Source organism: Streptomyces sp. SCSIO 75703, assembly GCF_036607905.1.
In the GTDB taxonomy this organism is placed as follows: Bacteria; Actinomycetota; Actinomycetes; order Streptomycetales; family Streptomycetaceae; genus Streptomyces.
In genome coordinates this window covers 1,063,236-1,080,616 of the sequence record NZ_CP144555.1, presented here as the reverse complement: position 1 = coordinate 1,080,616, position 17,381 = coordinate 1,063,236, and the positions used below count along the sequence as shown (strand labels likewise).

The 17,381-nt window shown below is 73.4% G+C and carries 13 protein-coding genes; 7 read left to right on the top strand and 6 right to left on the bottom strand.

Going from position 1 to position 17,381, the window contains the following annotated elements; all coding sequences use genetic code 11:
• Positions 1–71 precede the first annotated feature (71 nt).
• A complete protein-coding gene (locus VM636_RS04590) occupies positions 72–1,232 on the bottom strand; it encodes an XdhC/CoxI family protein (protein ID WP_051821439.1) in 1,161 nt (386 codons plus the stop codon).
• A gap of 541 nt (positions 1,233–1,773) precedes the next feature.
• Here VM636_RS04590 and VM636_RS04585 point away from each other — a divergent pair.
• The 6 genes from VM636_RS04585 to VM636_RS04560 all read left to right on the top strand — a co-directional run bounded on the left by VM636_RS04585 (position 1,774) and on the right by VM636_RS04560 (position 9,641).
• Positions 1,774–2,415 (top strand): isochorismatase family protein, encoded by a 642-nt coding sequence (locus VM636_RS04585; RefSeq protein ID WP_338483454.1) that lies wholly within the window; start codon positions 1,774–1,776, stop codon positions 2,413–2,415.
• Positions 2,412–3,347, top strand: coding sequence for an alpha/beta hydrolase (locus tag VM636_RS04580; RefSeq protein WP_078856065.1), 936 nt, complete (start codon positions 2,412–2,414; stop codon positions 3,345–3,347). The genes VM636_RS04585 and VM636_RS04580 overlap by 4 nt, the downstream gene beginning before the upstream one ends.
• Positions 3,344–3,895, top strand: coding sequence for an isochorismatase family protein (locus VM636_RS04575; RefSeq protein WP_030421491.1), 552 nt, complete (start codon positions 3,344–3,346; stop codon positions 3,893–3,895). Before VM636_RS04580 ends, VM636_RS04575 begins: the two co-directional genes overlap by 4 nt.
• Positions 3,896–4,183: 288 nt before the next feature.
• Positions 4,184–5,848 carry a cytosine permease gene (locus tag VM636_RS04570; protein WP_338483449.1) on the top strand — a complete coding sequence of 555 codons (1,665 nt, stop codon included), beginning with the start codon at positions 4,184–4,186 and terminating at the stop codon, positions 5,846–5,848.
• A 228-nt stretch (positions 5,849–6,076) separates the two neighbouring features.
• On the top strand, positions 6,077–8,422 hold the full coding sequence (locus VM636_RS04565; RefSeq protein ID WP_338483446.1) for a molybdopterin-dependent oxidoreductase: 2,346 nt from the start codon (positions 6,077–6,079) through the stop codon (positions 8,420–8,422).
• A gap of 304 nt (positions 8,423–8,726) precedes the next feature.
• A complete protein-coding gene (locus tag VM636_RS04560; protein WP_030421488.1) occupies positions 8,727–9,641 on the top strand; it encodes a HipA family kinase in 915 nt (304 codons plus the stop codon).
• A 73-nt stretch (positions 9,642–9,714) separates the two neighbouring features.
• Here VM636_RS04560 and aceB read toward each other — a convergent pair whose 3' ends face one another.
• Both aceB and VM636_RS04550 read right to left on the bottom strand, forming a co-directional pair.
• Positions 9,715–11,337, bottom strand: a complete 1,623-nt coding sequence (aceB, locus tag VM636_RS04555) for a malate synthase A (protein ID WP_053913853.1) — start codon at positions 11,335–11,337, stop codon at positions 9,715–9,717.
• 231 nt (positions 11,338–11,568) lie between these two features.
• Positions 11,569–12,168 (bottom strand): nucleotidyltransferase family protein, encoded by a 600-nt coding sequence (locus VM636_RS04550; RefSeq protein ID WP_030421486.1) that lies wholly within the window; start codon positions 12,166–12,168, stop codon positions 11,569–11,571.
• Between the two features lie 203 nt (positions 12,169–12,371).
• On the opposite strand from VM636_RS04550, the gene VM636_RS04545 reads away from it, so the two are divergent.
• On the top strand, positions 12,372–12,686 hold the full coding sequence (locus tag VM636_RS04545; RefSeq protein WP_051821442.1) for a DUF5955 family protein: 315 nt from the start codon (positions 12,372–12,374) through the stop codon (positions 12,684–12,686).
• Positions 12,687–12,798: 112 nt separating this feature from the next.
• Here the strand turns inward: VM636_RS04545 and VM636_RS04540 are convergent, their stop codons facing one another.
• The 3 genes from VM636_RS04540 to VM636_RS04530 all read right to left on the bottom strand — a co-directional run bounded on the left by VM636_RS04540 (position 12,799) and on the right by VM636_RS04530 (position 17,379).
• On the bottom strand, positions 12,799–14,181 hold the full coding sequence (locus VM636_RS04540) for an FAD-dependent oxidoreductase (RefSeq protein WP_338483439.1): 1,383 nt from the start codon (positions 14,179–14,181) through the stop codon (positions 12,799–12,801).
• A 118-nt stretch (positions 14,182–14,299) separates the two neighbouring features.
• On the bottom strand, positions 14,300–15,643 hold the full coding sequence (locus tag VM636_RS04535; protein ID WP_053913855.1) for an MFS transporter: 1,344 nt from the start codon (positions 15,641–15,643) through the stop codon (positions 14,300–14,302).
• Between the two features lie 131 nt (positions 15,644–15,774).
• Positions 15,775–17,379 (bottom strand): hydantoinase B/oxoprolinase family protein, encoded by a 1,605-nt coding sequence (locus VM636_RS04530; RefSeq protein WP_051821438.1) that lies wholly within the window; start codon positions 17,377–17,379, stop codon positions 15,775–15,777.
• Between the last annotated feature and the right edge of the window lie 2 nt (positions 17,380–17,381).

The following is a 17,381-nucleotide window of genomic DNA, read 5'->3' as shown; positions in this document are numbered from 1 at the left end:
TGACGATTGCCGACCGGGAGCGGTAAGTCAACCCTGGGGAACGAACCGCCCGCCGCGCGGCCGGGCGCCGGTCAGGCTTCGCCGTGTACGGCGGAGGGCCCCTGTCTGGCGGCGTCGTCGCCGTCATGGTGGATCGGCAGACGTGCGCCGACGAGCGGCGCGCCACTGCCGCCGCGCCGCTCGGCGATGATCTCGGAGGCGATCGACAGGGCCGTCTCCTCGGCCGTGCGGGCGCCGAGGTCGAGCCCGATCGGAGACCTCAGGCGGGCCAGTTCCGAGTGGGTCACGCCGGCCTCCAGCAGCCGGCGAAGGCGGTCGAAGTGGGTGCGGTGCGAGCCCATCGCGCCGACGTAGGCCACCGGGAGTCGCAGCGCCAGTTCCAGCAGCGGAATGTCGAACTTGGCGTCGTGGGTCAGGACGCACAGCACCGTCCGGGCGTCGACCTCGGTACGGGCGAGGTAGGCGTGCGGCCACTCGACGACGATCTCGTCGGCCTCCGGAAAGCGTGCCCGGGTGGCGAAGACCGGCCGCGCGTCACACAGGGTGACGTGGAATCCGAGGAACCTGCCGATGCGCACGAGCGCCGAGGCGAAGTCGATCGCACCGAAGACGATCATCCTGGGCGGGGGAGCGACCGCCTCGACGAGGAGGGTGACCGGGGTGCCGGGGCGCGAGCCGGACGCGACGATCTCCCGCGTGCCGGTGTGCCCGGCACGCAGGAACGCGGCCGCCTCGTCCACCACGGTGCGATCCAGCCCGGAGGGGCCGTCGAAGCCGCCTTCCGTGGAGCCGTCGGGGCGGATCAGCATGGCCCCGCCCGTCAGCCGGGCCGGACCCGAGACGATCCGGGCCAGGGCCACGGCCTCCCCGCGCGCCGCGGCGGCCAGCGCGGAGGCGGCCGGGGCGCGGACCGGATCGCCGGACCGTACCGGGGTGACGACGATGTCGATGACGCCCCCGCATGTCAGACCGGCCTCGAAGGCGTCCTCGTCGCTGTAGCCGAAGCGCTTCAGGACCGTTTCGCCGTCGGCCAGCGCCTGCCGGCACAGTTCGTAGACGGCGCCCTCCACGCAGCCGCCGGAGACCGAGCCGATGGCGGTGCCGTCGGCGTCCACCGCGAGGGCGGCGCCCGGCGGGTGCGGCGCGCTGCCCTGAACGGCCACCAGGGTGGCCACCGCGAAGTCCCGGCCTCGCTGAACCCACCGGTCCAGTTCCTCGGCGATTTCCAGCATCCGTCGGTCTCCTTCCTTCCCGCCGCCCGGAAGCGGGTTCGCGGCGGGTCCGGGTCCGGGTCCGTCCGCTCCGCGGCCCGAGCGGCGCTCACGCGCCGGCCCGTCCGCCGCGGCGTCGGACCCGTGCGCGAAACGTTCGCATGCCGTGGACCACGCGTCTTCCCCCGGGGTGCGAGGCCGGAGTGCGAAGGCCGGGCGGCGGAAACTTCCGGGTGGCCAAGGGCATTGTTCGGGCTCGGGGAGCTGTGTAGCCTAATCATCAGCGTTCGGACTAGATTCCGCTCCAGGCGGGAAGGAGTTCCGTCGACCCTGCCCGTTCCACCCCCCTCGGGGTGGGCGGGTCTCCCCGGACGCCCTCCCCGCGCACCGGACACGCGCCGGGTGACGAACCACCCGGAGCCGGCCCCTTCCGCCGGACCGCGCACGCCCACCGGGCCTCCACGGCCCTCGTCCGGGCCTGGAGAGGATTCCCGGTGCTTCCCCGAGTGGCAGCGCTCGCCTCGCGCGCCCTCGCTTGAGATCACCTCAACAGGAGAACTGCATGAGCCAGTACGGTGAACCCACCGACCAGACGTACACCCGGGCCGGATTCGGTGCTCCGGTCCACCGTGGCGAGCGGCCGGCGATCATCGTCGTCGACCTGACCAACGGGTTCACCGACCCGGAGTATCCCAGCGGTGCGGACCTCTCGGACGTCGTCGCCGCGACCGGCCGGCTCGTGGAGTCGGGCCGGACGGCCGGGGTCCCGGTCGTGTACACGAACATCGCCTACACGCCGGCCGAGCGGTCGAGCGTCGTGTGGCTGCGGAAGGCCCCGGGCATGGCCTCCATGGAGATCGGCTCTCCCGCCGTCGCGTTCGACGCCCGCCTGCCCCTCACCGACGAGGACCACGTGATCACGAAGAAGGGCGCGTCGGCGTTCTTCGGTACCGGACTGTCCGCGCTGCTGACCGCGATGGCGGTGGACACCGTGCTGATCTGCGGTGCCACCACGAGCGGCTGCATCCGCGCGACCGCGGTCGACGCGGTGCAGTCGGGCTTCTCGGTCCTGGTGCCGCGCCAGTGTGTGGGCGATCGCGCCGAGGGCCCCCACGAGGCGAACCTGTTCGACATCAACGCCAAGTACGGCGATGTCATCGAGTTGCAGGACGCCCTCTCCTACGTCACCGGGGGGAAGGCGTGACCACTGCCCCCGCACCCGTTCGCGCCGTCCGGCAGGACGCGCTCGCAGATCTCGCCGACGTCCCCGCCGTCAGCCGATGGGCGCGCAACGGTGCGCTGCGCCTGCACGTCCTGGACTACGGCGGACCCGGCGTCCCCCTGGTCGTGCTGCCCGGGATCACCAGCCCCGCCGTCACGATGGACTTCGTCGCACGCCCCCTGCGCGACCTCGTCCGCCCGGTCGTCGTCGACGTTCGGGGGCGCGGGCTGTCGGACGCCGGGACGGACTACACGCTGGAGGCCTACGCGGACGACACCGTCGCGGTCATCGACGAGCTGGGCCTCGACCGCCCGCTGCTGCTCGGGCACTCGATGGGCGCCCGCGTCGCCGCCGTGGCCGCGGCCCGGGGCGTGCCGTCGCGGGGGGTGGTCATGGTCGATCCCCCGATGAGCGGGCCGGGCCGCGGGCCGTACCCGACGAGCCTGGAGGCGTTCCTCGGCCAGCTCGCGCGGGCCCGGCGGGGCACCGACGCCGACGAGGTCGCCAGGGACTGGCCTCGCTGGCCCCGGACGGAACAGGAGCTGCGCGCCCGGTGGCTCTCCAGTTGCGACGAGGACGCGATCGCCGCGACACACGCCGGGTTCGAGAGCGAGGACTTCTTCGACACCTGGCCCGCCTTGAGGGTGCCCAGTGTCCTGATCTACGGTTCGGACAGTCCCGTGGTCACCGCCTCGGGCGCCGAGGAAGCCCGCGAGACCAACCCGGACGCGAGGCTGGTCGCGGTTCCCGACGCGGGCCACATGGTGTTCTGGGACAACCCCGGCCCCGCCGCCGACGTGCTCCGCGCAGCGCTGGACTCCCTGCTGTCGCCGGCCGCGGTACCCCCCTCGAACGCGGTGACGAGGAGTTCCGCGGTCCCGCGGATCCGGCCGGCCAAGGAGGACCTGCCATGAAGAAGGCCCTGATCGTCGTCGACGTGCAGAACGACTTCTGCGAGGGCGGCTCCGTACCGGTGGCCGGCGGCGCCGCCGTCGCCGAGGGTCTGACCACCTACCTGCGGGACGCCGACTACGACCACGTCGTCGCCACGCGCGAGTGGCATATCGAGCCCGGCGCGCACTTCAGCCCGGTCCCCGACTTCGTCGACACCTGGCCGCCCCACTGCCGCGCGGGAACCCCCGGGGCGGCGTTCCACCCCCTGCTGGACACCTCGCGCCTCGAGGCGTACTTCGACAAGGGCCAGTACGGAGCGGCCTACTCGGGATTCCGAGGGGTCGGCCCGGACGGGCTGCCACTCGCGGAGTGGCTGACCGCGCGGCGCGTGGGAGCGGTGGACGTGGTCGGACTGGCCACGGACCATTGTGTGCGGGCCACCGCCCTGGACGCGCGGGGCCTCGGCCTGGCCACCACGGTCCTCTTGGAGCACTGCGCCGGGGTGTCGGCCGACCGCACGCGGCGGACCCTGGAGGAGTTCCGCTCGGCGGCCGTGACCCTGGGCTGAGCCCTGGGCGCCGCACGGCGCCCCCGTCCGCACCGCGCGCGGCACTGCGCTCGCCCTCGGTGTGGAGCGGCGCTCCCGGCCCGCCCTCCGGGCGCAGACCGGGAGCGCCCAGGTTTCGCCGGCCCGGGACAAAGGCCGAGGACGACCCCTTGCGCCCCACGGGTCGTCAGTGTTCGGATTTTCCTGCCGAGGGTGTGTCACCGGATCCACGCAAGAATCCGCCCCTCCCATGGCATTTCGTGACACCCACCGAATGCACTGAACCCACCCGTCCAGGGAAGGACGATCATGGCCCCTGAAGTGCCCCGCAGCGCCCGTGCGGCCCTCGATGTCAGCACCTTCGACGACCCCGATCCCGCCAAGGCCGCGGCGTCGGAGGACTACTCCTCCCACATCGTTCCCCTGACCGGGCGGGTCACCCGCCGCTCGCTGCCGATGGCGTCCTGGTCACTGTTCAGCGCCATGTTCTGGCTCTACGTGGCGGTCTCGGCGAGCCAGGCGGTCGGCAGTACCGACGCGATCATCGGGATGCTCCTGGCCACGGCCACTTTCGGGGTCGTGGGCAGCATCCTGTGCCGGCACGCCGCGCGTACGGGCCTGACCGTGGCGATGCTGTCCCGTCGTCTGTTCGGCTACCTGGGCGCGGCACTGGCCCCGCTGCTGTTCGCGGCGATGTGCCTCTACTACGCGGTGTTCGAGGGCTCGATCATCGCGGTCGCGCTCCAGCGCTGGTTCGCCCCCGGGAGCGATATGCGGCTGTGGTACGCGCTGGTCGTGGCCTACGCCGTACCGCTGGCGATCGGCGGGGTCCAGGCATGGCTGGACAAGCTGAACGGCTGGCTGCTCCCCTTCTACGTGGCGGGCATCGCCGCGCTGGTCGTGGTGGCCGGCGTGCGGCACGGGTTCAAGGCCGAGTACCTGCACGTGGCACCGCCGGAGGTGGTTTCCGGATTGCCCGGCTGGCTGTATGCCTACTGCATCTTCCTCAGTGTGGCGGCCACGATCATGTCCACGATCGACTTCGCCCGGTTCGGCAAACCGCAGGACTCCCGCTTCCACGGGCTGTTCACCTTCGGCCCGGCCTTCTACGCCGCCACCTTCCTGGTCAACGGGGTCGTCGGGATCTTCCTCATGTCCGCCGTCCTGCCCGACCAGGCGGCCTCGGAGACGGGCGTCGTCGACGCGGTGCTCCAGACACTCGGCTTCTCCGGCCTGTTGCTGATCATCGTCAGCCAGACCCGGATCAACTCCGCCAACTACTACCTGGCGTCCTCGAACCTGGAGGCCTTCGGCTCCCTGGTGTTCAGACTGCGCTGGCCCCGGCTGACCTGGGTCCTCGTCTCCGGTGTCGTCATCTATCTGTTCATGCTCACCGACGTGCTGTCCTACCTGCTGGTCGCACTCGCCTGGCAGGGTGTCTTCGTGGCCGCCTGGGTCGCCATCGCCCTGACCCACGTCCTGCTCGGCCGTGGCGAACGGGACGGGGTGCCGGAGTTCCGGCCCGGACGTCTGCGCCGGGTGTCTCCGGGGCTGTTCGCCTGGATCGTGCCCTCCTCGGTGGGTGTCGCGCTCATCCATTTCGGCACCCCGGACTCCTGGTACGTGCAGGGAGCGCTGCTCCTGGTGGCCGTTCTCGCCTCGGGCCTGTACGCGGTGGCGCTGCGCTGGGGGCGCAGCCCCGTCCTGAGGCGTGGCGGTGACCCGCGCGACGAGGTCGACGACGCGTGGAACACACGCATCCGGTGCCATGCCTGCGAACGCCACTACACCACCTGGGAGATGGACCGCGACCCGACGGCCGAAGGCGCGGCCATCTGCGCGGGCTGCGCGACGACGAGCCCCGGGTTCTACACGGCCGCCCTGCTGGACGCACGACAGACGGCCGGGCCGGCCACCGCGGCACCCGAGGCGCACCCGACGGCGGCGGTCACCGCGGACGCCGCCGAGCGGTAGGCTGCGCGTGGCCCGCGGGCGGCGGCCCGCACCCACCGGCCGCCGCCCGTCCGCGCCGACGGCAGGTGCGGTGGGGCAGAGGTCGCCCCCTCGCGAGAGGGGGCGTACGGGACGGTGACCCCGTCGGCCGAAGCCCGCGACCCCGCCCCGGGACCCTCCCGGAGCGAACCGTGCCGGACCTCCCCGGACCGGACCGCCGCGCCGGTCCCCGACCAGGCAGGGCACGTCATGACTCGACGACGCGGACGAACGGCCAGTCATTGGGGCACCTACCTCGTGACGGCCGAGGACGACGAAGTCGTCGACGTGCGGGGCGCCGAGGCCGACCCCGATCCGTCACCCCTGGGCGCGAACTACCTGGGAGCCCTGCGGCACCGCGCCCGCATCCGCCGCCCGGCGGTCCGTCTGGGCTGGCTGGAGGACGGACCCGGCCCGACCCGCACAAGGGGCTCGGACCCGTATGTGGAGGTCACGCACGAGACAGCCCTGGACCTCGTCGCCGGCGAACTGGACCGGGTGCGCCGCCAATACGGCGACGAGGCCGTGTTCGGCGGCTCGTACGGCTGGGGGAGCGCGGGACGCTTCCACCACGCCCAGTCGCAGATCCACCGGTTCCTCAACGCCACGGGCGGCTACACACGGTCCGTGAACACGTACTCGCACGCTGCCGGGGACGTCGTGCTGCCGCACATCGTCGGCGACCGGGAGTGGTTCCTGCGGTCGGTCCCCAGGTGGTCACAGATCGCGGAACACACCCGGCTCGTGGTGGCGTTCGGGGGCCTGCCCCGGCGCAGCGTGCAGGTCAATCCGGGGGGTGTGGGGGCCCACCTGAACGCCCGGCAGCAAGACGCCTGCGCCCGGGCGGGCGTGCGGTTCGTCGTCGTCAGCCCCTCCAGGGACGACTCGGCCCCCTCCCTGCGGGCCGAGTGGCTTCCGGTGCGTCCCAACACCGATGTCGCCATGATGCTCGGGATGGCTCACACACTCCTGCGGGAAGGCAGCTACGACCGCTACTTCGTCGAGAAGTGCTGCGTCGGCTTCGAGCATTTCGCCAGGTACCTGCGCGGTGAGACCGACGGAGTGGAGAAGACGGCCCGCTGGGCGGCCGGCATCTGCGGGACGGACGAGGCCGCGATCACCACCCTGGCGCGCCGGCTCGCCTCGGAGCGCTCGCTCGTGTCGGTGACCTGGTCACTCCAGCGCCAGCACCACGGGGAGATGACCTACTGGGCCGGGATCGCGCTGGCGGCGATGGCCGGCTCCCTGGGCAAGCCCGGTGGCGGATTCGGCAGCGGATACTCCTCGATGCACAACGCCCACCTGTACGACCGGTTCTCGCTGGCCGCCTCGCTTCCGCAACTGCGGCCCCCCGTCTCCGCCTTCATCCCCGTCGCCCGGATCAGTGACATGCTGCTCCACCCGGGACGGCACTTCGACTACAACGGCACGACACAGCCGTACCCCGACATCAAGGCCGTGTACTGGGCCGGTGGGAACCCCTTCCACCACCACCAGGACCTGAACCGCCTGCTCACCGCCTGGCAGCGGCCCGAGACCGTCGTGGTGCACGAACCGTTCTGGAACGCGATGGCCAAGCACGCGGACATCGTCTTCCCGGTCGCCACCTCCCTGGAACGCGAGGACTTCGCCATCGGCACGGCCGATCCGTGGCTGACCGCGATGGACCAGGTGGCCGAGGCGCCCGAGGGGGTCGTCACCGACTACGAGATCTTCGCGGAGCTGTCCCGGCGCCTGGGCGCGTGGGAGGAATTCACCGAGGGGCGGGACGCGTCCGAGTGGGTCCGGCATCTGTACGACCGCACGGTGGACAGATGCGCGGCCCGCGGTATCGCCCTGCCCGACTACGACACGTTTCGCAAGGCCGGTCAGGTGGAGGTACCGATGCCGTGGGAGCATCCCGTGGCCTTCTCGGAACTCCGGGACGATCCCGACGCACACCCCCTCACCACCCCCTCGGGCAAGATCGAACTCTTCTCCGAGACCGTCGCCGCCTTCGGGTACGACGACTGCCCGGGGTTTCCCCGCTGGATGGAACCGGCGGAGTGGCTGGGATCGCCGCTGGCCCGGAAGTACCCCCTCCACCTGATCTCGACCCAGCCGGACACCAAGCTCCACAGCCAGTTCGACCACGGCGCGCACAGCCTCTCCGGCAAGGTCCGAGGGCGGGAAGTCGCCCGTCTGCATCCGCGGGACGCGGCCGAGCGGGGCCTCGCCGACGGGGATCTCGTCCGGATCCACAACCGGCGGGGCGCGTGCCTGGCCGCGGTCGAGGTCACCGAAGGTCTTCGCCAAGGTGTCGTCCAACTGCCCACGGGCGCGTGGTACGACCCGGTGTCACCGGGTGGGGCCGGCTCGCTCGACAAGCACGGAAACCCCAATGTCCTCACCCCCGACCTCGCCACCTCGAAGCTCGCGCAGGGGCCTTCGGCCCACACCTGCCTCGTCGAGGTCGAGCGCTTCACCGGTGCGGTACCACCGCTGACCGCGCACGAACCACCCGAGTTGAGAAAGTCTCCCGGTTCCGGCCCGGCGCCGCGTCCCGGGAAGCGGTGACACGTCGGGGCCTCCTCGCCGGACGACCTCTCGGCATGCCGGAGGCGGAGGACTGCGCGGTGACATCGGCCCGATGACCCGGGCGTTCCCCGCCGGCCGCCACGGTTACCATGCTCCCTTCGGGCCGGAGGCGGGAAGCAGGGGACGCGCCGGCGTCGACGGGCCGCCGGGAGGACAGGCGGACCGACTCGCCGGCCGCGACGTCCCCGAGGCCGTCCCGGGCTGATCGGGGAGATCCCCCGCATCGCGTCGCACGGGAGCCGGCCGTGGAATGCGAGGTGACACAACTTTGGAGCCTGGGAAGATGCTGACCGAGGTCACCGCGACCCACTACGTCGCCCCCCTGCGCTCCGGCGGCTCCGTCCCCGGGATCGTCGAGGCGGACGACCTGGGGACGTACGTCGTGAAGTTCACCGGGTCCGCGCAGGGGCGCAAGGCGCTGGTCGCCGAGGTGATCGTCGGGGAACTGGCGCGGGCGCTCGGGCTGCGGGTGCCCGAGCTGGTCCTCGCCCGGTTCGACCCGGAGATCGCCGCGCACGAGCCGCACCAGGAGGTGCGGGAACTGTTGGACGCGAGCGCCGGGCTCAACCTGGGCATGGACTACCTGCCGGGCGCCGCCGACTACACGCCGGAGGTCGCCGAGCGGTTCCCGGTCGGCCCCGAGGAGGCCGGGCGGATCGTCTGGCTGGACGCGCTCACCGTGAACGTGGACCGCACCGTGCACAGCTCCAACCTCATGGTCTGGCCCACCTTCGGCACCGCCCCCGCGCGGCTGTGGCTCATCGACCACGGCGCCGCCCTCGTCTTCCACCACCGCTGGGACACGTCCGCGCCCGAGAAGGCGTACGACTTCCGCCACCACGCCCTCGGCCACAGCGCCCCCGACGTCCGGGCCGCCGACGCCGAGCTGGCCCCCCGGGTCACCGACGAGCTGCTGCGCGCGGTCCTCGCCGAGGTGCCCGACGCCTGGCTGGCCGGTGAGCCGGGGTTCCCCGGCCCCGAGGAGGTGCGCGCGGCCTACGCCGGCTACCTCTCCGCCCGGGTGAAGGCGTCCGCACAGTGGCTGCCCACCGAGTTCCCGGACCGCGAGGAGCTGGCAGCCGAGGAGGGCCGGCGCGCGGAGCGGACCCGGCGGGGCCGCCCGGACTGGCTCCAGCGCGTCCCCGACCTGCACGGCCGGCCCGCCGCCGAGGCGGACTGGTCGGCCCACCTGGGCTGACGCCTCCGACGCCGGGGCGGGTACGGCCGGGCCGCCCCGGACCCCGGCCCGGCGCCGCCCCGCAGCGGTGGGCTCAGCCCCGTAGCCGCTCGTACGCCGGGACCGTCAGGAAGTCGGCGTAGTCCTCGTCGAGGGAGACGGTCAGCAGCAGGTCGTGGGCCTCCTGCCAGTGGCCCGCGGCGAACGCCTCCTCGCCGGCCTCGGCGCGGATGGCCGCCAGTTCACCGGCGGCGACCTCGCGGGCGAGGTCGGCGGTGACCCGCTCGCCGGTGTCGAGGACGACGCCCGCGTTGATCCACTGCCAGATCTGCGAGCGGGAGATCTCCGCGGTGGCCGCGTCCTCCATGAGGTTGAAGATGGCGACCGCGCCGAGGCCGCGCAGCCACGCCTCGATGTAGCGGATGCCGACCTGCACCGCGTTGACCAGCCCGGCGCGGGTCGGCCGGGCGTCGAGGGAGTCGACGGCGAGCAGGTCGGCGGCCGTGACGTCGACGTCCTCGCGGAGCCGGTCCTTCTGGTGGGGCCGGTCGCCGAGCACCTTGTCGAAGCACTCCATGGCGATCGGGACCAGGTCGGGGTGGGCGACCCAGGAGCCGTCGAAGCCGTCGCCGGCCTCGCGGTCCTTGTCGGCGCGGACCTTCTCGAAGGCCACCCGGTTGACCTCGGCGTCCCGGCGGGAGGGGATGAACGCCGCCATGCCGCCGATGGCGTGCGCGCCGCGCCTGTGGCAGGTGCGCACGAGGAGTTCGGTGTAGGCGCGCATGAACGGGGCCGTCATGGTGACCGCGTTGCGGTCCGGCAGCACGAACTTCTCGCCGCCGTCCCGGAAGTTCTTGACGATCGAGAAGAGGTAGTCCCAGCGGCCGGCGTTCAGCCCCGAGGCGTGCTCGCGCAGTTCGTAGAGGATCTCGTCCATCTCGAAAGCGGCCGTGATCGTCTCGATCAGGACGGTGGCGCGGACCGTGCCCCGCGGGATGCCCAGGTGGTCCTGGGCGAAGACGAAGACGTCGTTCCAGAGGCGGGCCTCCAGGTGCGATTCGGTCTTCGGCAGGTAGAAGTACGGGCCCTTGCCCAGCTCGATCAGGCGGCGGGCGTTGTGGAAGAAGTACAGGCCGAAGTCGACGAGGGCACCGGGCACCGGCGTGTCGCCGTCCCGCAGGTGCCGCTCGTCCAGGTGCCAGCCGCGCGGGCGCATGACGACCGTCGCCAGCTCCTCGTCCGGGCGCAGCGCGTACGACTTGCCGGTCCGCTCGTCCGTGAAGTCGATGCCCCGGCGGTAGGCATCGCTCAGGTTGAGCTGGCCCAGGACCACGTTCTCCCAGGTCGGCGCGGAGGCGTCCTCGAAGTCGGCGAGCCAGACGCGGGCGCCCGAGTTGAGCGCGTTGACGGTCATCTTGCGGTCGGTGGGGCCGGTGATCTCGACCCGGCGGTCCTCCAGCGCGGGCGGCGCGGGGGCCACCCGCCAGGAGTCGTCCTCGCGGATCGCGGCGGTCTCGGGGAGGAAGTCCAGGGTGGCGGTGCGGGCGATCTCGGCGCGGCGCTCCGCGCGAAGGGCCAGGAGTTCGTCACGCCGGGGCGTGAACCGCCGGTGGAGTTCCGCCACGAAGGCGAGCGCGGCGTCGGTCAGGACCTCCTCCTGCCGGGGCAGGGGCTCGGCGTCGACGAGGGCCAGCGGGGACGGCGCTGGTGCGGACATGAGCGGTCACTTCCTTCAGCGGCGGCACCGGATGCCACCGCGGACGAATGGGATGTTCCGCACCCGGGGAGCGGCCGGGTGCTTCTACTCAGTGGATAGTAGTTTCCTCATCGTGGAATCTCAACGGTGTGTTGATGTCGAGAATCTCCGGGTCGAGGCAGTCCGCGGGCCCGGAACGGCCGGCGCGGACGCGGCGGCGGGACGCCGGACGGGGGCGCCGGACGAGCGCCCTCACTCCAGTCGCCCCAGGTCGGCGGGGGTGTCGATGTCGTACGGCCGTGCCACGTCCCCGCACTCGACCAGCGTGATCCGCCCTTCCCGCTCGCGCAGGTAGCCGCGCGCCCCCCGGTCGCCGGTCGCGGAGGCGATCACGCCCTGCCAGTGCGCCGCCCCCAGCAGCACCGGGTGCCCGCGCACGCCCGCGTACGCCGCCGCGGCGAGCGACCTCTCGTCCCGGTACGCGGCTCGCACGCGCGCCGTCGCCTCCGCCCCGATGCCGGGCTGGTCCACCAGCGCGACCAGCGCCGCCCGTGCCCCCGTGGAGGCCAGCGAGGCCAGCCCGGCGCGCAGCGAGGAGCCCATGCCCTCCGGCCAGTCGGGGTTGTCCACGAGGACGCACCCCTCCAGCGCCGCCCGCTCCCGTACCTCCGGCGCCCGCGCCCCCAGGACCACGTGCACCCGGGCGCATCCGGCGGCGCGCAGGACACCGGCCGCGTGTTCGACGAGCAGGTGTCCCCGGTGTTCGAGCAGGGCCTTCGGCCATCCGCCGAGTCGCCGGCCGCCCCCGGCGGCCAGCAGGACCCCGGCGACCTGGCATTCGTACTCCGTCATGGCTCCTGCATACCCCGAGCGGCGGTCAAACCCCCTGCCGTACAACGGCTTTCGGGAGGCTGAATTTCCGTCCCGGCGGTGGCGCCCGAGGCGCTCGGTGGCGTTTACTGACCGGCGTCCCCGGAGCCTGGTCCATACCGCGGGGACGCTCGACACGTTCCCTGCGTAGGGGCGCACGACGGAGTGCGAGGGGGAGGGCTGTGGTGCGAAGCAGTGTGGGGCGGCGCCGGCCGGCCGCCGACGACCAGGACGTGCGCCTGGTGGCGCTACGGGCCGCGGTGGCCAGGCTGCGCCGCCGGCTCGCGGTCCTGCCGGCCGACTTCCCGGACCGCGCCATAGCCGAGGAGGCGCTCGCCGACCTCGCCGCGATGACGGCGCACGGAGTGCCGGAGGTGGCCCGGCTGCGCCGCTCCCTGCTGCTGGTCGCCGGGTCCATCGGCTCCGTCAGCGCCCTCTTCCCGTACCTGGCCGAGGTCCGTGACGCGGTCGACCTGTTCGGCGGCCCGCCGGGACGGTGAGACGGGAGGCGGGCACGCCCACGCCGGCGACCCCCGGGGCGCGTCCCCCCGACGGTCGCCGGCGTCCCGCTGTCCCCGGCTCACCGGCCGGGCGGCTCGCGCAGGGCGGCGCTCACCGCGACGCGATGACGTCCGCGATCCGGGCCAGCGGCGACGTCGTCGTCCGCGCGTCCTCCTCCTGGCGGTCGGCGGCGCGGTAGGCCGCGTACATGCCGTGCACCCCCAGCCAGCGGGCCGGCTCCGGCTCCCACCGGCGTGACCCGCGGCCCGTCCAGGGCAGCCGGGTGCGCTCGGTGTCCTCACCGAGGACCAGATCGGTGAGCGTGCGCGCCGCCAGGTGCGAGGCCGTCACCCCCTGCCCCACGAACCCGCCCGCCCAGCCGAGCCCCGTGGCCCGGTCCAGGCGGACCGAGGGGCACCAGTCGCGGGGCACCGCCAGCACCCCCGACCAGGCGTGGGCCACCGGAACCGAGGCCGCCGCAGGGAAGAGCCGGGCCAGCGTCGCCGCCAGCGAGGCCACCGTCGACGCGCTGGTGCCGCCGGCCGCGTCCACCCGGGAGCCGAACCGGTACGGCACCCCCCGCCCGCCCAGCGCGATCCGGCCGTCGGCGGTGCGCTGGCCGTAGAGGTAGGCGTGGGTCTGGTCGCTGAACAGTTCCTCGCCCGCCCAGCCGATGCCGCGCCACACGTCCTCCGGCAGCGGCTCAGAGACGATCATCGAGGAGTTCATCGGCAGCCAGGTCCGCTTCTCGCCCGGCAACTGGGAAGTGAACCCCTCCGTGCAGCGCAGCACATGACGCGCCGTCACCTCTCCGAAGGGCGTGGTGACCGACCGGGGGCCGATCGCGGTGACCGGCGTCGACTCGTGGAGGCGGACGCCGAGCCGGACGACGGCCTCGGCGAGGCCGGTGACCAGCCGCGCCGGGTGGACGCGGGCGCAGTGCGGGTTGTACGCGGCGCCGAGGCCCCCGGCGACCTCGATCCGCTCCTTCAGCTCCGTCGCCGACAGCAGCACCTCGTCGGTGTTGCCCCACTGCCGGTTCCGCTCCACCGAGGCCCGCAGGCGGACCAACTGGGCCGGGGCGTGCGCCACGCGGAGGTAGCCGCTCTTGACCGCGTCCGCCTCGATGCCCTCGCGGTCCAGCGTGGCGAGCACCTCGTCGACCTCGCGGTTCATCATCGCCTGGAAGCGCAGCACGGACTCCTTGCCGCGCTCGCGGGCGAACCGCTCCGGGGAGCCGGGGATCTTCCCGGAGAGCCAGCCGCCGTTGCGGCCGGAGGCGCCGAAGCCGGCGAACTCGCGTTCCAGCACCACCACGTCCCACTCCGGCCGGGCCTTCTTGAGGTGGTACGCCGTCCACAGCCCGGTGTATCCGGCGCCGACCACGCAGACGTCGGCGTCGGTGGGGCCGTCGAGCGGCGCGCGCCGCGCCGGGAAGCCGGTCTGGCGGAACCAGAAGGACACCTGGCCGTTGACGGGGGCGGGTGCGGGCATGTCGGTACTCCGGGGTGAGGAAGGGCGCGGTGACGCGGGGCGGGACGGGTGCGGGCGGGACGGCCGCGGGCCGGGACGGAGGTGCCGTCCGGCCCGCGGGGCGGAAGGGGAGGGCCGGTCAGCCGGCCGCGGCCGGCGCGTCGGCGGGGGCCGCCGCGCGCGGGGTGCCGTCGGCGGCGGACCGGGGCAGCGCGACGCAGGCGGCGGTCATCAGCACCGCGACCGCGCCGGTCAGCACGGCCACCGGCGTGGTGGTGCCGAAGCGGTCGAGCAGGTAGGTGGACAGGCTGGGCGCGATCCCGCCGAGGGAGCCGGCGACGCCGTAGCAGAGGGAGGCGCCGGTGTAGCGGACCTCGGGGCGGAAGAGCAGGGCGACCTCGGCGGCGAGGACGCCGTAGCCGGCGCCGACGAAGGCCATGCTGACCGCGACGGCGAGGTAGAGCAGCCCGGGGTCGGCGGTGCCGACCAGGGCGAAGGCGGGCCACGCCCACAGCAGCAGTCCGACCGCGGAGACGATGGCGACCCGGCGGGCGGTGAAGCGCGGTGCCAGGAAGGCGCCGACCAGGACGAACAGGCCCTCGCTGACCGCGGCGACGAGGTTGGCCGGCAGGCTGAGGGACGTGCTCATGCCGAGCGTGCCGGTGGCGTAGACGAGGGTGAACGTGGTGAGCAGGTAGTAGGTGACGAAGACCCCCGCGAAGGCGCCGACGCCGATCAGGACGCGCCGCCAGTCCGCGCGCAGCACCTCGGCGACCGGCAGCCGGCGCGGTGCCCCGTCCCGCTCGCCGGCGCGGAAGTCCGGCGACTCGTGGATCTTCGTACGGATCACCAGGCCGATGGGGATGAGCAGCACCGAGGCGAGGAACGGGATGCGCCAGCCCCAGCCCTGCACCCAGGTCTCGGACCCGGCGGTGATGCCGAGGAAGACCACGGTGGCGAGGATCAGCCCGAGCGGGGAGCCGAGCTGGGCGAAGGCGCCGAAGAGGGTCTTGCGGCGCGGCTCGGCGTGTTCGATGCCGATGAGCGCGGCCCCGCCCCACTCGCCGCCCACCGCCATGCCCTGCACGATGCGCAGGAGCAGCAGCAGGAGGGGCGCGGCGGCGCCGATCGTGGCGTAGGACGGCAGCAGGCCCACGGCGACGGTGGCGCCGCCCATCAGCAGCAGGGTGGCGACGAGGGTGCGCTTGCGGCCCACGCGGTCCCCGAAGTGGCCGAAGACCACGGCGCCGAGCGGCCGGGCGAGGAACCCGGCGCCGAAGGTGGCGAGCGCGAGCAGGGTGCCGACCAGCGGCGGCAGGTCGGGGAAGAAGACGTGGTGGAAGACGAGCGCGGACGCGGTGCCGTAGATGAAGAAGTCGTACCACTCGATGGTGGTGCCGATGATCTGGGCCGCGGCGAGCCGGGAGGCGGACGGTGCCGGTCCGCTGCCGGTGGCGGGGGCCGGGGAGGCTCCGTGACGCATGACGTGACTCCTGGGGACGGGTGGGGGAGGGACGGGCGTACGGGACGAGCGGGCTGGGGTCTTTCGTTGGGATCAGGCCGGACTCCGCGAGCCCGGTGTGAGCCCAACGAAAGGCCCTGGGAGGCGGGGCGTCAGTTCGCTTCGGGAGCCGGGGTGCCCGCGCCGTGGCCGCCCCCGCCGCCGGTGACGACGCTGATGCGGTCCCCGGCGCCCAGCCGCTCGTGGAAGACGACGGGCAGGTCCACCACCGAGCCGTCGGCCCGGGTGATGGCGAAGTTGCCGGGGCGGCCCGCCTCGGCGCCGTCCAGTCCGGGGGCGCCGGCGCGGTGCCGGTCGGCGTACCCGGCGACGTCGACGCCGTCGGTGACGGCCTCGTAGGTGCGCCGGATGCCGTGGCCGCCGCGGTGGGCGCCGGTTCCGCCGGAGTCCTCGTGCAGGGCGTACTCGACGACGCGGAAGTGGGAGTAGTCCGACTCCAGGGCCTCCACGGGCGCGTTGGCGCAGTTGGAGACCGGGTTGTCGAGCGCGTCGGCGCCGTCGTGCGCGTCGCAGGCGCCCCAGCCGCCGCCCAGGATCTCCAGCACCACCTGGTAGTCGCCGGTGGAGCGGTCGAGGTGGCTCACCGTGAACGCGGTCGTGGTGTCGAAGCCGGTCGCCGCGGACCGTTCGGGGACCTGGGCGCCGAGCGCATCGACGACCGCGTCGAAGACCCGGCTGGCCGGGGTGAGGCGGCTGCGGACGGCGGCCGGGGAACGGGGGTTGAGGATGCTGCCGAGCGGGGCGTGGACGGTGATCGGCCGGTTGCAGCCCTCGTTGAACGGGATGTCCGGCTCGTCGAGCAGACAGCGCACGGCGCTCAGGGCGGCGGAGACGGTGGAGGCGGGCGGGCAGTTGACGTTGCCCTCGACCTGGTCGCCGGTGCCGGTGAAGTCGAGGTGGAGCCGGTCGCCGTCCACGGTGACGCGGACCCGGACCTCCACCGTGCCGGCGTCCCACGGGGAGGCGTCGAGGGTCTGCACCGAGGTGTAGACGCCGTCCGGGATGCGGCCGAGGGCGGCCCGGGTGCGCCGCTCGGCGTAGTCCTTGAGCTGTTCCATCGCGCTCAGGCAGTCGTCGGTGCCGAAGCGGGCGGCGGCCTCCCGCAGCCGGATGGCGGCCGTGCGGTTGGCGGCGAACTGGGCGTTGAGGTCGCCGACGACCAGGTCGGGCACCCGGACGTTGGCCCGGACCAGTTCCTCCACGAAGCCGCCGCGGCCCCAGTCCCGCGAGACGGAGAAGCGGCTCAGCGGCAGGCGCAGGCCCTCCTGGTAGATCTCGGTGGCGGTGGCGTTGAGACCGGGGCTGCCACCGCCGATGTCGACGTGGTGGGCGACGCTCGCGGCGAAGGCCGCCAGCCGTCCGTCCACGAAGACCGGCGTGAACAGGTAGATGTCCTGGAGGTGCTGGCCGCCGTTGAACGGGTCGTTCATGAGCAGCGCGTCGTCCTCGGTGAGGGTGGTGAGGTCGACGGCGTCGGCCAGCCCCCGGATGGCGAACGAGATGCCCGCCGTCATGATCGGGATGCATTCGGCCTGGTCGACCACCTCGCCCCGGGCGTCGGTGAGCGCCACCGAGTAGTCCCGGGCCTCCCGGACGATCGAGGAGAACGCGGCGCGCCGCAGGTCGGTGGCCATCTCGCGGGTGATGGAGGAGAACGCGGCCTGGATCAGGCCCAGCCGGGAGGCGTCGAGTGCCATGG